This is a genomic window from Trinickia sp., from assembly GCF_057351765.1.
In genome coordinates this window covers 135,844-151,877 of sequence record NZ_JBMRBK010000020.1, presented here as the reverse complement: position 1 = coordinate 151,877, position 16,034 = coordinate 135,844, and the positions used below count along the sequence as shown (strand labels likewise).

The following is a 16,034-nucleotide window of genomic DNA, read 5'->3' as shown; positions in this document are numbered from 1 at the left end:
CAAAAAACCAATGACCGCATTGGCCCCGGGGCCTTGAAAACGATGCGCGAGCACTCATGTTGAGTGCAGTTATGAATCGAGCAGGAGCGGCTCCCCGGTAGGCGCCGCTGCTACGGACTGAAAGTCAGGAGATTAGGAAAAATGGGCAAAATCATCGGCATCGACCTCGGCACCACGAATTCGTGCGTGGCGCTGATGGAAGGCAATCAGGTCAAGGTGATCGAAAATTCGGAAGGCGCCCGGACGACGCCGTCGATCATCGCGTACATGGAGGATGGGGAAATCCTCGTCGGCGCGCCGGCCAAGCGTCAGTCGGTGACGAACCCGAGGAAAACGCTCTTTGCGGTCAAGCGCCTGATCGGCCGCCGCTTCGAGGAAAAGGAAGTGCAAAAGGACATCGGCCTGATGCCCTACGAGATCGTCAAGGCCGACAACGGCGACGCCTGGGTGAAAGTGGGCGACAACAAGCTCGCGCCGCCGCAAATCTCCGCCGAAGTCCTGCGCAAGATGAAGAAGACCGCCGAAGACTACCTCGGCGAGCCGGTCACCGAAGCGGTGATCACCGTGCCGGCGTACTTCAACGACAGCCAGCGTCAGGCCACGAAGGACGCGGGCCGGATCGCCGGTCTCGAAGTCAAGCGGATCATCAACGAGCCGACGGCGGCCGCGCTCGCGTTCGGTCTCGACAAGGCCGAGAAGGGCGATCGCAAGATCGCGGTCTATGACCTCGGTGGCGGTACGTTCGACATTTCGATCATCGAAATCGCGGACGTCGACGGCGAGATGCAGTTCGAAGTGCTGTCGACGAACGGCGATACGTTCCTTGGCGGTGAGGATTTCGACCAGCGCATCATCGATTACATCATCGGCGAGTTCAAGAAAGAGCAGGGTGTCGACCTCTCGAAGGACGTGCTCGCGCTGCAGCGTTTGAAGGAAGCGGCCGAGAAGGCGAAGATCGAGCTGTCGTCGAGCCAGCAGACCGAAATCAATCTGCCGTACGTCACCGCGGATGCCTCGGGGCCGAAGCACTTGAACCTCAAGATCACGCGTGCGAAGCTCGAAGCGCTCGTCGAGGATCTGATCCAGCGTACGATCGAGCCGTGCCGCATCGCCATCAAGGATGCGGGCGTGAAGGTGAGCGATATCGACGACGTGATTCTCGTCGGCGGCATGACGCGCATGCCGAAGGTTCAGGAAACGGTCAAGGAGTTCTTCGGCAAGGAGCCGCGCCGCGACGTGAACCCGGACGAGGCGGTGGCCGTGGGCGCCGCGATCCAGGGGCAGGTGCTGTCCGGCGACCGCAAGGACGTGCTGCTGCTCGACGTGACGCCGCTGTCGCTCGGCATTGAAACGCTGGGCGGCGTCATGACGAAGATGATCAGCAAGAACACCACGATTCCGACGAAGCACCAGCAGGTGTATTCGACGGCGGACGACAACCAGTCGGCCGTGACGATCAAGGTGTTTCAGGGCGAGCGCGAAATGGCGGCCGGCAACAAGCTGCTCGGCGAGTTCAACCTGGAGGGCATTCCGCCCGCACCGCGTGGCGTGCCGCAGATCGAGGTGACGTTCGACATCGACGCGAACGGTATCTTGCACGTCGGCGCGCGCGACAAGGGTACGGGCAAGGAAAACAAGATCACGATCAAGGCGAACTCGGGCCTGTCCGAAGCCGAGATCGAAAAGATGGTGAAGGATGCCGAAGCCAATGCCGAGGAAGATCACCGTCTGCGTGAGCTGGCCGATGCCCGCAACCAGGGTGACGCGCTCGTGCACAGCACCCGCAAGGCGCTGACCGAGTACGGCGAGAAGCTCGACGCCGGCGAGAAGGAGAGCATCGAATCGGCGCTGAAGGAGCTCGAGGAAACGTTGAAGAGCGGCTCGAGCGACAAGGCGGCGATCGAAGCGAAGATCGAAGCCGTGGCCAAGGTCTCGCAAAAGCTCGGCGAGAAGATGTATGCCGACATGCAGGCGCAAGGCGCCGCGGGTGCGGCCACCGGTGCCGGCAACGGTGCGAGCGCAGGCCAGGCGTCGAGCAAACCCGCGGAAGACGACGTGGTCGACGCGGACTTCAAGGAAGTGAAGAAGGACTAAGCGAAGGCTTAGCCGAAACGGCGGCCGGTACCCTTCGGGGGGCCGGCCGGTGACGCGCCTGGCGAACCTTCGGGTTCTCCGGGCACATTTGCTTTATGGGCGGCGTGCTTGTGACGGCTGCGAAGCGGTAGCCGGCGAGGGGCATGTCCGAACGAGTCGGAAGACTCCACAGCATGTGAAAGGAGCGGTCGTGCGCGCTGCGCGGCCGGTGGTGAGCCGATGGCGAAACGGGATTACTACGAGGTTCTGGGCGTTGCGAAAAACGCGAGCGACGACGAGATCAAGAAGGCGTATCGCAAGCTCGCGATGAAGTATCACCCGGACCGCAATCCAGACAACAAGAATGCGGAAGAGCACTTCAAGGAGGCGAAAGAGGCCTACGAAATGCTCTCCGATTCGCAAAAGCGTGCGGCGTACGACCAGTACGGTCACGCAGGCGTCGATCCGAACATGGCGGGCGCCGGTGCGCACGGCTTTGGCGGCTTCGCCGATGCGTTCGGCGACATCTTTGGCGACATCTTCGGTCAGGCGGCCGGCGGTGGCGGCCGTCGCGCGGGCCCGCAGGTCTATCGCGGCGCCGATCTGCGTTACAGCATGGAAGTCACGCTGGAGCAGGCGGCGCACGGTTGCGAGACACAGATCCGCGTACCGACGTGGGTGGGCTGCGAGGTCTGCCACGGTTCCGGGGCGAAACCCGGCACGAAGCCCGAAACCTGCCCGACCTGTCATGGAGCGGGCGCGGTGCGCATGTCGCAGGGCTTTTTCAGCATCCAGCAGACTTGCCCGAAGTGCCACGGCAGCGGGACCTACGTCCCCGATCCCTGCACGAACTGCCACGGCGCCGGCAAGGTGAAGGAAACGAAGACGCTCGAAGTGAAGATTCCGGCGGGGATCGACGACGGCATGCGTATTCGCTCGTCGGGCAACGGCGAGCCGGGTGTCAACGGCGGTCCGCCGGGCGACTTGTACGTCGAGATCCATATCAAGCCGCATTCGGTCTTCGAGCGCGAAGGCGACGATCTGCACTGCCAGATGCCGATCCCGTTCACGACGGCGGCGCTGGGCGGCGAGATCGAGGTGCCTACGCTTGCAGGCCGCGCGAGCTTCACGGTGCCCGAGGGGACGCAATCGGGCCGGACGTTCCGGTTGCGCGGCAAGGGCATCAAAGGCCTGCGTTCGAGCGTGGCTGGGGATCTATACGTCCATGTGCAGGTGGAAACGCCCGTGAAGCTGACCGACACGCAGCGCGAACTGCTCAAGCAGTTCGAGAAATCGCTCGTGGAGGGCGGGCCGCGCCATAGTCCCCAGAGCAAAAGCTGGTTCGACAAGGTAAAAAGCTTTTTCGATTGACCTCGAGCGAGAGGCGCCGGGCAGTCCGTTGCTGCGGGTATGAACGATGAATGTTGACGAACGCGGCACGGTATTCGCGCTGCTCGACGATTGCGACGCGAGCGCGGCGTGCCGTTCGAGCCGTTTGTACACGCGCTTCGTGCGCGAGCACGTAGCGCGTGAGGCTTCGAAGCTCGACGAAGTGTGCGCTGCCGCCGCGGCCGATGTGCGCGGCGGGCTTCATGCGCTCGTTCTCGGCGATTACGAATTCGGGCGCGACCTGCATCTCGCGCGAACCCATTCGACGCAGCGCGGCTCAGGCTCGCTGCGTTTTTTATTGTTCGAGCGATGCGAGAAGCTCACGCGCGACGAAGTCGACGCTTGGCTTGCCGAGCGCGATCGCCTGGATGGCGCCGCGTTCTCGCAAGATACCGGCATCGACCCATCGGTGGCGGGTACGGCCCATGTTGCGGAAAGCGTGACGCCCGACGAATTCGATGCGGCGATTGCCGCCGTTCACGAGGCATTGCGCGCGGGCGAGTCCTACCAGATCAACTACACCTATCGACTGAAGTTCGATGTGTTCGGCTCGCCGCTCGGGCTGTACCGGCGGCTACGCGCCAGACAGCCCGTACATTTCGGCGCACTCATCGCGCTGCCGGCGGATCGGTGGATCGTTTCGTGCTCGCCGGAACTCTTCATCGAAAAGACCGGCGCGCGGTTGCGCACGCGCCCGATGAAAGGAACGACGGCGCGGGGCCGCACGCCCGAGCAGGATGCACGCGCCGAAGCGTTCCTGCGCAGCGATCCGAAAAACCGCGCCGAGAACCTGATGATCGTCGATTTGCTGCGCAACGACGTCTCGCGCGTGGCGAAGATCGGCTCGGTGCAGGTGCCGGCGTTGTTCTCGATCGAACCGTATCCGTCGATTTGGGCGATGACGTCGACGATCGAGGCCGATCTGATCGACGGCGCCTCTTTTGCCGACATCATGCGGGCGCTTTTCCCCTGCGGCTCGATCACGGGTGCGCCCAAACACCGGACGATGGAACTCATCGACGAGATCGAGACCACGCCGCGGGGGCTTTATACCGGAACGATCGGTTGGTACGACGCCCCTTCCGATAGCACTCCGGACGCGCCGCATCCGTGCGGCGACTTCTGCCTGTCCGTGACGATCCGCACTTTGACACTCGACGCGCCGGACGAAGCAACGGGGTTGCGCGCCGGAACGATGGGCGTGGGCGGCGGGATCGTGCTCGACAGCGTCGCGGCCGACGAACTGGCGGAGTGCCGGCTGAAGGCGAAATTCCTGACCGGCGCCGATCCGGGCTTCGAGCTGTTCGAAACGATGCGGGCTTCGCGCGAGGCGGGCGTGGCGCATCTCGACCGCCATCTCGCGCGTCTTGCAGCCAGCGCGGCCGAGCTCGGTTTTGTTTTCGAGGAGTCGGCACTGCGCGAGCAGATCGCCGAGCGTTGCGCGCATTTGAGCGCCGGCGGCGAACATCGTTTCCGGCTTGCGTTATCGAAGGAGGGGCGGGCCGTCATCGTGACTGCGCCGCTCGTTCCGGTCGTGACGCTCGGCGGACCGGCAAAAGGCGATGAGGCGGAGGGGTCGTTCGTTGGCGTGCTGCTGGCTCCCGAGCACGGATTTGCGCCGATGCGCTCGAACGACTGGCTGTTACGGCACAAGACGACGCGTCGCGCCGAATACGATCGCGGCTGGCGCGAGGCCGAAGCGCATGGTGCGTTCGACACGCTCTTTTTCAACGAGCGCGGCGAGTTGACCGAGGGCGGCCGCTCGAACGTCTTCGTCAAGCTCGAGGGCCGCTGGTGGACGCCGCCCCTTTCCGCGGGTGTGCTGCCCGGGGTGATGCGCGCGGTACTGCTCGACGATCGCGCGTTTGGCGCCGCGGAGCGGGAGCTGACCTTGCGCGAGCTTCACGCCGCCGAAGCGTTGCTGATATGCAATGCCTTGCGTGGCGCGCTGCCGGCGCGGATCGTACCGGTACAGCAGGACGAAGCCGGGCCTCAGTGAGGCTCAAAACTCGTGTTCGGGGCTCGGGAACGTCCCATCCTTGACGGCCTTCACATAGGCCTCGATCCCTGCCGCGATGCTCGGCGCGCCGGCCATGAAGTCCTTGACGAAGCGCGGCCGCTTGCCCGGATAGATACCGAGCATGTCGTGAAGGACGAGCACCTGCCCCGAGCAGTCGAGCCCCGCGCCGATGCCGATCGTCGGAATCCGCAATTCGTTCGTCACGCCCGAGGCCACCGCGGAGGGAATGGCTTCCAGCACGATCAACTGCGCGCCGGCATCCTGAACCGCTCGGGCATCGCTCACGAGCTGCGCGGCAGCGGCGTCGGTCTTTCCCTGTACCTTGAAACCGCCGAACGCATGCACCGATTGCGGCGTGAGCCCCACATGCGCGCAGACGGGCACGGATCGTTCAACGAGATAGCGCACCGTATCGGCGAGCCATTCGCCGCCTTCGAGCTTCACCATCTGCGCGCCGGCGCGCATGATTTTGACCGAGCTGGCAAACGCCTCGGCCGGCGTACCGTAGCTGCCGAAAGGCAGATCGGCCACCACGAGCGCGCGCGGATCGACGCGTGCGACGCAGCTCGTGTGGTAGGCGATGTCCTCGAGCGTGACGGGCAGCGTCGTCGTATGTCCTTGCAGTACATTGCCGAGCGAATCGCCGATCAAGAGCACATCGACGCCCGAGCGATCGAGCAGGGACGCGAAGCTCGCGTCATAGCAGGTCAGCATCGCGATTTTTTCGCCCGCGTCGCGCATCGCCTGGAGCTTCGGCACGGTCACCTTGGGCCGGCTGGTTTCCTGCAGGTAGGTCATCGGATGTCCCGTTCCCGGAAAGAGAGTGGAAAGCGCCCGGCCAGATCGCGGCCGGGCTGCTCACTGTGCTTTGACGAAGCTCGCCTTGCGGCCGCGCATCGTTTCGATGCGCTCGACGACGAGTTCGAGATCCGCTGCCGACTCGAGCGGATTCAAATGCTCGGTATTGACGGTCAACACCGGGCAGGCATCGAAGTGATAGAAGAATTGGTCGTAAGCTTCGGCAAGTTTGCGTAAATATGCCTCGGACATCGGCGCTTCCTCGGGCCGGGCGCGCTTTTGAACGCGCTGCAGGAGCGTCGCGGGGCTCGCTTGAAGATAGACGACGAGATCGGGTACGGGCGCTACGGCGTCGAGATGGCCTGCCAGCTTTCGATAAAGACGCCACTCCTCGTCATCGAGCGTGATGCGGGCGAAGATATCGTTCTTTTGCGCGATGTAGTCCGCGACGAGCGACGCGCCGTTGGCGAGCGCTTCGGCTGCTTCACGCGCTTCGTCGATGCGCTGCAGTGCGAAGTGCAACTGCGTAGGCAGCGCATAGCGCGCCATATCGCCATAAAACCGCGCGAGAAAGGGATTCTCGTTGGCGCGTTCGAAAAGAGGCCGCATCGACCAGCGCTCGACGAGTCGTTCTGCGAGCGAGGTCTTGCCTGCTCCGATGGGCCCCTCGATCGCGAGGTAGCGGCACGGCGCGCGGCGATCCGGCGCCTCGACGGTGATGGCGGGATGAGTCATCGGCAATCGCTGTCGGTGGAAGGAGGCGCCTCGCGCTTGATACCAAGCTTGTCGAGTAACGCACAGCGGCAGGTTTGAACCTTCTCGATGCGCTGATCGGCGACCGCCGCAACGAGCGCCTTCGCGGGACCGACACCGGGAATCGCAAGCTCGGGGTCGATTTCGAGGAGCGGTACCAGCACGAACGCGCGTTTGGCGGCGCGCGGGTGGGGAATCGTCAAATCGGTATCGTCGATGCGCTCTTCGCCGTATAGCACGATATCGAGATCGAGCGTGCGCGGAGCGTTGTGAAACGGGCGCTCCCGCCCGAACTGGTGCTCGATGCGGTGGCACAGCGCGAGTAGGGCATGGGGACTGAGCGTCGTCTCGACTTTGACGACGAGATTGTAGTAGTCGTCGCCTTCGGCATCGATCGGTCCAGTCCGATAAAGGCTCGACTTGGCGAGCACGGTGATGGTGTGCTGTTGGGCAAGGCAGACGACCGCATCCTTCAAGGACTGCCGGGCATCGCCGAGATTTGCACCGAGGCCGAGATAAGCAACCGTCATCACATGGCTTCCTACGACTCCACGACTTGACCACTCCGGACGCGCACAGCCGCGCCCGTCACTCCTCGCGCACGTCGTGCGTGGCGGGACTGACCGCATCGCTCGACGATTCCGCTTCGCCCGTCTTGGCGCGGCTGCGGCCGCCGCGGCGCCGGCGCTTGCGCGGTGCCCGCTCCCGGCCGCCTTCCGAAAGCAGCGCTTCGCGCGCCGCCGAATCGCCCTCGATGAAGGCCGTCCACCATTGGCCGATCGACGGATCGAGTTCGCCCGACTCGCAGCGCAGCAGGAGGAAATCATACCCCGCTCTAAATCTTTGGTGTTCGATGAGCTTGAGCGCGCTGCGCCCCGAGCGTTTTTCCAGGCGCGCCTGCAATCCCCAGATCTCGCGCATGTCGGCCGAGTAGCGCTTGTGGATGGCGAGCTTCTCGGTTTGCTTGTCGAGCACATCGTCCATGGCGCGATGCAGCGCGGGGACGGGATATTCGCCGTCGCGCTCGAATTGCTGTGCGCGCTGTTGCATGTCGTGCCAGAGCAGCGTGGCGAATAAAAAGCCGGGTGAAACCGGTTTGCCGGCGCGCACGCGTGCGTCCGTATTGTTCAGGGCGAGCGTGACGAACGATTCGCCGTGCGGCTGCTCGAGCACGACATCGAGCAAAGGCAGCAGCCCGTGGTGAAGTCCTTCCTTGCGCAACTGCTGGAGGCACGCGAGCGCGTGGCCCGACAGCAGCAGTTTCAGCATTTCGTCGAACAGCCGGGCGGCCGGCACGTTGTGGATGAGATCCGCGAGCGCCGTGACCGGTGCGCGGGTGGCATCGTCGATCTCGAAGCCGAGCTTCGCGGCAAAGCGCACGACGCGCAGCATCCGGACGGGATCCTCGCGATAGCGCGTCGCCGGATCGCCGATCATCCGCAGCATGCGCGCCCGGACATCGGCCATCCCGTTGTGATAGTCGAGCACCGTTTGCGTCGCCGGATCGTAGTACATCGCGTTGATCGTGAAATCGCGCCGCGTCGCATCCTCGTGCTGCTCGCCCCAGACGTTATCGCGCAGTACGCGTCCGCTGGCATCGACGGCGTGCGTACGCCGATCGAGTTCGTCGCGGCGCGACCGTCTGCCCGGCGCGCCGCCCGCGGGCGCCGCTTGCGGCGCGTCCTGCGGCGTGTCGACGAGTGCCCGGAACGTCGAGACTTCGATGATTTCCTGTCCGAACTGGACATGAACGATCTGAAAGCGCCGCCCGATCAGCCGCGCGCGGCGAAAAAGCTTCTGGACTTCTTCGGGCGTCGCGTCCGTCGCGACATCGAAATCTTTCGGCGCAATGCCAAGCAGCAGATCGCGGACGGCTCCGCCGACGATGAATGCGCGGTAGCCGGCCTGCTGCAGCGTATCGGTGACGCGAACCGCGTTGCGCGAGATCAGCGTCGGATCGATGCCGTGAATGTCCGAGGACAGAATGACGGGAACGTCGGGCTCGGGCGGCGCACTCTTGCCGCCTGCGCGCGCAGGCTTGCGGCGCGGTTTCGCGGGACGTGATTCGTTCTCGTCGAGCGGCGGCGAATCCTGGTGCGACCGAGCGGCCTCGGGTGCGTCGACGGGCGCGGGCGAGTCGTGGCCCAGCAGTTTGCGGATGAGTTTCTTGATCACGACGGTTCAAAAAGATCGAGGATGCGCCAGCCTTTCGCTTCGGCGTGCGCGCGCAGCGTTGCGTCGGGATTGGTCGCGATCGGATCGGTGACTTTCTCCAGCAGCGGAATATCGTTATGCGAATCGCTGTAAAAGTAGCTGCGCTCGAACCCGGCAAGCGTTTTGCCGAGCGACGCCAGCCATGACTCCACGCGCACGATCTTCCCTTCGCGGTAGCTCGGCGTGCCGGCGCCTCGGCCTGTGAACGCCGACCCGGGCTGGCCGTCGACGGTTTCGACTTCACAGGCGATCAGCATTTCGACGCCGAACGCGTCGGCGATCGGCCGCGTGATGAATTCGTTCGTCGCCGTGACGATGCAGCAGAGGTCGCCCTTGTCCTGATGGCTGCGCACGAGTTCGAGCGCGACCGGAACCAGTGCGGGCCGGATGACTTCGTGCATGAACTGCTCGTGCCAGGCCGCCAGTTGCTCGCGCGAATACTTGGCAAGCGGCGTGAGCATCGCTTCGAGGTACGCATGGATGTCGAGCTGGCCAGCCTTGTAGTCGGCGTAGAAGCGATCGACGTCAAGCATGAAGCGCTCGGAGTCGACAATGCCCAGCTTGACCATGAAGCGGCCCCATTCGTGGTCGCTGTCGGTCGGGATGAGCGTGTGGTCGAGGTCGAAAAGTGCGAGATGGGTCATGAGGGCGCATTTTACTTGAACCGGCGCGGGCCAGTGGCCTGAGCGCCGGGCGGCGCATCCGCCGATCGTTCGGACGGGCTCGCGTCCACGTCCTGCGCGCCCTGCCAGGCGGCCGGCTGAGCGAGCATGGTGCGCAACAGCGGCAGCGTGACGGCGCGCTTTTGCTCGAGCGAGAAGCGGTCGAGCGCATCGAGCAATGCCATCAGACTCGGCATGTCGCGGCGAAAGTGCGTGAGCAGATAGCTCGGGACGTCCTCGGCTAGCGCAATGCCTCGCTCCCTGGCCGCTTGCCTGAGCACGGCGGCTTTGCGGTCGTCCGGCAGGGGAGCGAGGTGAAAGACCAGCCCCCAGCCGAGCCGGGTACGCAGATCCTCGCGCACGGCCAGCGCGATCGGCGCGGCATTGCCGGTGGCGACGAGCGCCGCCGACGGCTGCGCGCGCACCTCGTTGAAGAGGTTGAACAGGGCGACTTGTTGCGCGCTCGAGAGCTTATCGCAGTCGTCGATCGCATAGATCGGCACGCGCGCGTCGAACGAGAATGCCGCGAGCGCGCTTTGCGGGCCGACGAAGCGGGCGCGCTGGGGCCCCGTGCTATGCACGAGCGCTGCCAGCAGATGGCTGCGCCCGCTGCCCGGCTCGCCCCAGATGTAGAACGTGCGGTCGGCCACCGGGCCGGCCGCGAGCGCGCCGTCGAGCTCGGCGAGCCGCGTGACGAGCTCCGCGTTGGTCCCGGCGAAAAAATTGTCGAATGTCGAGGGCGGCGGCGTGCCCAGATCGAGCGTCAGTTGGCGCAGCACGGTCACGGTCAGTTCTTGTAAAGCCCGCTTGCCAGGTAGCCGCGGCGCACTTCGCGCAGCGCAGTCGAGAGGATGGCACTGACGGGCAGGGCGAGCAGCACTCCGAAAAAGCCGAACAACTGGCCGAATGCGAGCAGCGCGAAGATCACGGCGAGCGGATGCAGGCCGATGCGCTCGCCGACGAGCCGCGGCGTCAGAATGAAGCTTTCGAGAATCTGGCCGATGCCGTAGACGACGGCCACCGCCGCGAAGCCGTACCAGTCGCCGAACTGCAGCAGCGCGGCGAGCAGCGCGAGGATGAGCCCTGTCGCGAAGCCCACGTAGGGAATGAAGACGGCAAGGCCGGTGAATACGCCGACCGGCAGCGCGATTTCGAAGCGGGCGACGCTGAGCGCGGCGGCGTAATAGATGGCGAGGATGCCCATCACGAGCAACTGGCCGCGCAGATATTGCGAAAGCGTGCCGTCCATCTCGATGACGAGCTCGGTGGTTTTCGCGAGCCAGCGCCGCGGCACGAACGAGGCGACGCGCGCAAGCATCATGTTCCAGTCGTACAGCAGGTAAAAGAGCACGAGCGGCACCATGACGAGGTCGCCCACCACCGTGATCATCACGTTGCTGCTGGTGCGCACCGATTTCCAGACCGCCAGCGCGACGGCCTGCGCGCTGCCTTCGATCTGACTTGTCAGCATGTCGCGCAGGCTCGAGAAATCGAAGACGTCGCCAAAGCCGAGGAACGCGAGTTTCGGCTGAGCCCAATCGTGCAGCCGCGCGATGAGCCCCGGGATCTGCTGTTGCAGTTGCGGGCCTTCGCGCCGCACGACGGCGAACACGAGCAGCACCAGCAGCGTCACGAGCAGCGCGAAAAACAGCATCATCACGAGCGCGGCGAGCCCGCGCGGCACGCGCTTGCGCACGAGCCATCCCACTCCGGGTTGCAGGATGTAGGCGAGGATCGCGCCGAGCAAAAACGGGGTGAGCACGGGGCGCAGCAGCCATAGGAGCATGCCGAGGCCGAGTGCGACGGCACCCCAGAAAAGGGCCTGGCGCTGATAAGGCGTGAGAAGCGGAGAGTTCTGCGACAAAAGCGTTTCCTGGTGGGTCGGCGAGCGGTTCGGGACGGCCTGCCGACGAGTAGCACGGAATCGAAGCCGACATCAGTTAAAATCGCATTTTACCGACCTTCTCGCACTCCCCCATGAATCAACCGAAATCGGCTCCGGATGGGCAGCATCCGGCTCAGGGTCTGTCGTACCGCGATGCGGGCGTCGATATCGACGCGGGCGACGCGCTCGTCGACGCAATCAAGCCGTTTGCGAAGAGGACGCTGCGCGACGGCGTGCTGGGCGGCATCGGCGGTTTCGGCGCGCTTTTCGAGGTGCCGAAGAAATACCGCGAGCCCGTGCTCGTATCCGGCACGGACGGCGTCGGAACGAAGCTCAAGCTCGCGTTTCATCTGAACAAGCACGACACGGTCGGTCAGGATCTCGTCGCGATGAGCGTCAACGACATCCTCGTGCAAGGCGCCGAGCCGCTTTTCTTCCTCGATTACTTCGCCTGCGGCAAGCTCGATGTGGGCACCGCGGCCACGGTCGTGAAGGGTATCGCCCAGGGCTGCGAGCTTGCCGGCTGTGCGCTGATCGGCGGCGAAACCGCTGAAATGCCGGGCATGTACCCCGATGGCGAATACGATCTGGCCGGTTTTGCGGTGGGCGCGGTCGAAAAGAGCAAGATCATCGACGGCAGCACGATCGCCGCGGGCGACGTGGTGCTCGGGCTCGCGTCGAGCGGCATTCATTCCAACGGGTTTTCGCTCGTGCGCAAGATCATCGAGCGCGCCAACCCTGATCTTTCGGCGGATTTTCATGGCCGCTCGCTGGCCGACACGTTGATGGCGCCCACGCGCATCTACGTGAAGCCGCTGCTCGCGTTGATGCAGAACATCGCGGTCAAAGGCATGGCGCACATCACGGGCGGCGGTCTCGTCGAGAACATTCCGCGCGTGCTCGGCGAGCACCTGACGGCTGAACTTCGCAACGGCGCGTGGCCGATGCCGCCGCTCTTTTCGTGGTTGCAGCAGCACGGGGGCGTGGCCGATGCGGAAATGCATCGCGTCTTCAATTGCGGGATCGGCATGGCCGTCATCGTGGCGGCGGCGGACGCCGACGAGGCGATCCGACAACTCGGCGCAGCCGGCGAAGCCGTCTGGAAAATCGGCGTCGTGCGTGCGCGGGCCGAAGGCGAAGCGCAGACGATCGTCGTGTAAAGGGCTCGCAAGCGCCGTCGTTCGCGTTCGCGCGACGGGCGGGCCGCATCGAAAAAGCCGCTCGGCCTATGCTCGAGCGGTTTTTTTTCGCTCAGCGCGTATCGAGCGCGCGTTCTATCGCTTCGACGGCGTCGTGCGTGGCCGAGTCCTCGCAGCAATCGATGACGATGCGCTCCGTCATCGCGCGCAGCCAGGTCAGTTGCCGTTTGCACAACTGCCGTGTCGCAAAGATCGCTTTGTCCCGCATCGTGGCCGAATCGATCGTTCCATCGAGGTATTCCCAGGCCTGCCGGTAGCCGACGCAGCGCATCGAAGGCATCGACGGATCGAGATCTCCGCGCGCGCGCAACGCGGCCACTTCATCGATGAATCCGGCCGCCAGCATCGCATCGAAGCGCCGCGCGATGCGCGCATGGAGCGCGCCGCGGTCCGACGGCTCCAGCGCGATCGGCACGAACCGGTACGGCGACGCTTCGCGGCTTCCCGCCGCCGAGGCGAGCAGTGTCGACATCGGCTGTCCCGCAACGAGATAGATTTCCAGTGCGCGCTGAATCCGCTGCGCATCGTTCGGCGCGAGCCTTGCGGCCGTAATGGGGTCGACGGCGGCAAGCCGGGCATGCAAAGCCGGCCAGCCCGCGCGGGCAGCCTGCGCTTCGAGCTCTGCCCGGATGTCCGCGTCGGCGGCGGGCAGGTCGTCGAGGCCGTGCGCCAGCGCCCGGTAATAGAGCATCGTGCCGCCGACGAAGAGCGGAATGTGGCCGCGTGCGCGAACCTCGTCGATCAGCCGCAATGCGTCGGCGCGAAATTCGGCGGCCGAATAACTGGCGGTAGGCTCGACGATGTCGATCAGATGATGGGGTACCGCCGCGCGTTCGGCCGGTGTCGGTTTGGCGGTGCCGATATCGAGCGTGCGATAGACCAGCGCGGAATCCACGCTGACGATCTCGATCGGCAGCCGCTCGGCGCAAGCGAGCGCGGCGGCGGTCTTGCCCGATGCCGTCGGGCCGAGCAGGCAGGCAATGGCAGGCCGATTCATGCCGTCTCGCTCACTGCCCGCGCATGAAGAGGCGATCGAGATCGGCGAGCGAAAGCTGGTACCAGGTGGGGCGCCCGTGATTGCATTGGTCGGCGCGTTCGGTCGCCTCCATCTGTCGCAACAGCGCGTTCATCTCGTCGAGCGTCAGGCGCCGGTTCGCACGCACCGCGTGATGGCAGGCGAGCGTGCCAAGCAGCTCGTGCTGCCGCTCAGTCAGTACGCGCGAGCCGCCGTAGGCCTGCAGGTCGGCGAGCACGGCACGCGCAAGGGCGGGCAAATCCGCGTCTTTCAGCAGCGCCGGTACCGCGCGAATGGCGAGTGTGGTGGGGGAGAGCGCCGCGAGGTCGAAGCCGAGCGCATCGAGCGTCTCGCGTTCTTCCTCGACCGTGCCGATTTCGACGGCGTCCGCGGGCATCGAGATCGGCAACAGGAGCGGCTGCACCGCGATCGCACGCTCGGTGAGCGCGCGCTTGAATTGCTCGTAAAGGATGCGCTCGTGAGCTGCATGCATGTCGACGATCACGAGGCCACGCGCATTCTGCGCGAGCACATAGATGCCGTGGATCTGGCCCAGCGCATAGCCGAGCGGATGGTCGTCGTCCGTTCCGGGTGCGCCGGCATGCGTGGTATAGAGCGGCTCGGCACTGTCGCGGGCTTCGAGCATGCCGCCGACGGCGTGCGTGGCCCCATCGGCGCCGCCGGCTTCGATGTCCTTGCGCCCGAACAACGCATCGTAGAGGGCCAACGGCTGCGCGACCGGCAGCCTGCCCTGCGTCATGCGCGCATCGCGCATCCAGGTCGTGCCCGAGCGGACCGTGGCCGATGGCGTCGCGCCAACCGGTGCCGATGGCGCGAGTCCGCCGGAGCCCGGCCAATTCGACCCCTGCTGCGGCTCGGCCGCGAGGTGAGTGGCGTGTCCGCCGGCCGTGGTTTCCGGCGAGGCGCCCGCTTCCCGCGCCAGCGCTCGCTGCAGCGCGTGAAAGACGAACTGGTGCACGGCGCGGGAATCGCGAAAGCGCACCTCGATCTTCGAGGGATGCACGTTCACATCGACCGCTTCGGGCGGCAGATCGAGAAAGAGCACATAAGACGGATAGCGATCGCCGTGCAGCACGTCCTCGTAGGCTGCGCGCACGGCGTGCGTGAGCAGCTTGTCGCGCACGAAGCGGCCGTTGACGAAAAAGTACTGCTGATCGGCGCGGCCGCGGCTTGCGGTCGGCAGTCCGGCGCAGCCGTAGAGCGCGAGCGGTCCGGCCTGCTCGTCGAGCGGCAGGTGCGCGAGCGCGAAGCCTTCGCCGAGAATCTTCGCGACACGCTGGGCCGGCTCGCTCGCGTTCCAGTGTTCGAGCGCGCGCCCGTTGTGAAGCACCGAAATCGCCACGTCGGGGCGCGCGAGGGCCGCGCGACGGATCATTTCGATGCAGTGGCCGAGTTCGGTCTGCTCGCTTTTCAGGAACTTCCGGCGCGCCGGCGTGTTGAAGTAAAGCTCGCGGATTTCGATGGTGGTGCCAACGGCGCCGGCCGCGGGCGACAATGCGCCCGTTTGAGCGTCGATACGCGTGGCGTGCGGTGCGTCCGCGGTGCGGCTCGTAATGAACGTTTCGGCGACCGAGGCGATCGAAGCGAGCGCCTCGCCGCGAAAACCGAGCGTCGCCACGGCTTCGAGTTCGGCGAGCGATCGAATCTTACTCGTCGCATGACGCATCAACGCGAGCGGCAATTCGGCCGCCGGAATGCCGCAGCCGTCGTCGGCGATCGAAATCCGCTTTACGCCGCCCGCGTCCAGCACGATGCGCAGCGTTTTCGCACCGGCATCGAGCGCATTCTCCAGCAGCTCTTTGACGACGGAGGCCGGCCGCTCGACCACTTCACCGGCCGCAATCTGGCTGATCAACTGGTCGGGCAGCGGGGCGATCGCGCGCAGGGAGCGGGCGGGCGTGCTGTCGGCGCGCGTGGGCGGTTCGGGGAATTCGGACATGCCGCGATTATAGCGATTGGCGCCATGCCGGTCCGGGCGGCGCATCCGGGCGATGCGCTGTTTCGA

At 65.2% G+C, this 16,034-nt stretch carries 13 protein-coding genes; 4 read left to right on the top strand and 9 right to left on the bottom strand.

Going from position 1 to position 16,034, the window contains the following annotated elements; translation table 11 throughout:
* Positions 1 to 141 precede the first annotated feature (141 nt).
* From dnaK to ACO1XS_RS04105, 3 genes are all read left to right on the top strand, one after another.
* A complete protein-coding gene (gene dnaK / locus ACO1XS_RS04115; RefSeq protein ID WP_331567955.1) occupies positions 142 to 2,094 on the top strand; it encodes a molecular chaperone DnaK in 1,953 nt (650 codons plus the stop codon).
* A 219-nt stretch (positions 2,095 to 2,313) separates the two neighbouring features.
* Positions 2,314 to 3,444 carry a molecular chaperone DnaJ gene (gene dnaJ, locus ACO1XS_RS04110; RefSeq protein WP_331567954.1) on the top strand — a complete coding sequence of 377 codons (1,131 nt, stop codon included), beginning with the start codon at positions 2,314 to 2,316 and terminating at the stop codon, positions 3,442 to 3,444.
* Positions 3,445 to 3,490: 46 nt separating this feature from the next.
* The gene (locus ACO1XS_RS04105) at positions 3,491 to 5,461 is read left to right on the top strand and encodes a chorismate-binding protein (RefSeq protein ID WP_486390065.1); all 1,971 of its coding nucleotides are present in this window, start codon (positions 3,491 to 3,493) and stop codon (positions 5,459 to 5,461) included.
* 3 nt (positions 5,462 to 5,464) lie between these two features.
* Here the strand turns inward: ACO1XS_RS04105 and panB are convergent, their stop codons facing one another.
* Genes panB through ACO1XS_RS04070 form a run of 7 tightly spaced genes read right to left on the bottom strand, consistent with a single transcriptional unit; the run spans position 5,465 to position 11,773 of the window.
* Positions 5,465 to 6,280 (bottom strand): 3-methyl-2-oxobutanoate hydroxymethyltransferase, encoded by an 816-nt coding sequence (gene panB, locus ACO1XS_RS04100; protein ID WP_331567952.1) that lies wholly within the window; start codon positions 6,278 to 6,280, stop codon positions 5,465 to 5,467.
* Between the two features lie 60 nt (positions 6,281 to 6,340).
* Positions 6,341 to 7,015: a deoxynucleoside kinase gene (locus ACO1XS_RS04095; protein WP_331567951.1), complete on the bottom strand. Its 675-nt coding sequence runs from the start codon at positions 7,013 to 7,015 to the stop codon at positions 6,341 to 6,343.
* Positions 7,012 to 7,563, bottom strand: a complete 552-nt coding sequence (gene folK, locus ACO1XS_RS04090; protein ID WP_331567950.1) for a 2-amino-4-hydroxy-6-hydroxymethyldihydropteridine diphosphokinase — start codon at positions 7,561 to 7,563, stop codon at positions 7,012 to 7,014. The genes ACO1XS_RS04095 and folK overlap by 4 nt, the downstream gene beginning before the upstream one ends.
* 58 nt (positions 7,564 to 7,621) lie before the next feature.
* Positions 7,622 to 9,208 carry a polynucleotide adenylyltransferase PcnB gene (gene pcnB / locus ACO1XS_RS04085; RefSeq protein WP_486390064.1) on the bottom strand — a complete coding sequence of 529 codons (1,587 nt, stop codon included), beginning with the start codon at positions 9,206 to 9,208 and terminating at the stop codon, positions 7,622 to 7,624.
* A complete protein-coding gene (locus ACO1XS_RS04080; protein WP_486390063.1) occupies positions 9,205 to 9,891 on the bottom strand; it encodes a histidinol-phosphatase in 687 nt (228 codons plus the stop codon). Before ACO1XS_RS04080 ends, pcnB begins: the two co-directional genes overlap by 4 nt.
* Before the next feature lie 11 nt (positions 9,892 to 9,902).
* Positions 9,903 to 10,694 (bottom strand): DnaA regulatory inactivator Hda, encoded by a 792-nt coding sequence (gene hda, locus ACO1XS_RS04075; protein WP_486390062.1) that lies wholly within the window; start codon positions 10,692 to 10,694, stop codon positions 9,903 to 9,905.
* Between the two features lie 2 nt (positions 10,695 to 10,696).
* Positions 10,697 to 11,773: an AI-2E family transporter gene (locus ACO1XS_RS04070; RefSeq protein ID WP_486390061.1), complete on the bottom strand. Its 1,077-nt coding sequence runs from the start codon at positions 11,771 to 11,773 to the stop codon at positions 10,697 to 10,699.
* Between the two features lie 113 nt (positions 11,774 to 11,886).
* Here ACO1XS_RS04070 and purM point away from each other — a divergent pair, with 113 nt between their 5' ends.
* A complete protein-coding gene (purM, locus tag ACO1XS_RS04065; protein WP_331567945.1) occupies positions 11,887 to 12,954 on the top strand; it encodes a phosphoribosylformylglycinamidine cyclo-ligase in 1,068 nt (355 codons plus the stop codon).
* A gap of 91 nt (positions 12,955 to 13,045) precedes the next feature.
* Here the strand turns inward: purM and miaA are convergent, their stop codons facing one another.
* Positions 13,046 to 13,990, bottom strand: a complete 945-nt coding sequence (miaA, locus tag ACO1XS_RS04060; protein ID WP_486390060.1) for a tRNA (adenosine(37)-N6)-dimethylallyltransferase MiaA — start codon at positions 13,988 to 13,990, stop codon at positions 13,046 to 13,048.
* A 10-nt stretch (positions 13,991 to 14,000) separates the two neighbouring features.
* Positions 14,001 to 15,968: a DNA mismatch repair endonuclease MutL gene (gene mutL / locus ACO1XS_RS04055; RefSeq protein WP_331567943.1), complete on the bottom strand. Its 1,968-nt coding sequence runs from the start codon at positions 15,966 to 15,968 to the stop codon at positions 14,001 to 14,003.
* Between the last annotated feature and the right edge of the window lie 66 nt (positions 15,969 to 16,034).

Coding starts and splice junctions, on each gene's coding strand:
- purM (WP_331567945.1), top strand. CDS start 11,887: ATGAATCAACCGAAATCGGCTCCGGATGGGCAGCATCCGGCTCAGGGT.
- dnaK (WP_331567955.1), top strand. CDS start 142: ATGGGCAAAATCATCGGCATCGACCTCGGCACCACGAATTCGTGCGTG.
- ACO1XS_RS04080 (WP_486390063.1), bottom strand. CDS start 9,891: ATGACCCATCTCGCACTTTTCGACCTCGACCACACGCTCATCCCGACC.
- ACO1XS_RS04095 (WP_331567951.1), bottom strand. CDS start 7,015: ATGACTCATCCCGCCATCACCGTCGAGGCGCCGGATCGCCGCGCGCCG.
- dnaJ (WP_331567954.1), top strand. CDS start 2,314: ATGGCGAAACGGGATTACTACGAGGTTCTGGGCGTTGCGAAAAACGCG.
- miaA (WP_486390060.1), bottom strand. CDS start 13,990: ATGAATCGGCCTGCCATTGCCTGCCTGCTCGGCCCGACGGCATCGGGC.
- ACO1XS_RS04105 (WP_486390065.1), top strand. CDS start 3,491: ATGAATGTTGACGAACGCGGCACGGTATTCGCGCTGCTCGACGATTGC.
- folK (WP_331567950.1), bottom strand. CDS start 7,563: ATGACGGTTGCTTATCTCGGCCTCGGTGCAAATCTCGGCGATGCCCGG.
- mutL (WP_331567943.1), bottom strand. CDS start 15,968: ATGTCCGAATTCCCCGAACCGCCCACGCGCGCCGACAGCACGCCCGCC.
- panB (WP_331567952.1), bottom strand. CDS start 6,280: ATGACCTACCTGCAGGAAACCAGCCGGCCCAAGGTGACCGTGCCGAAG.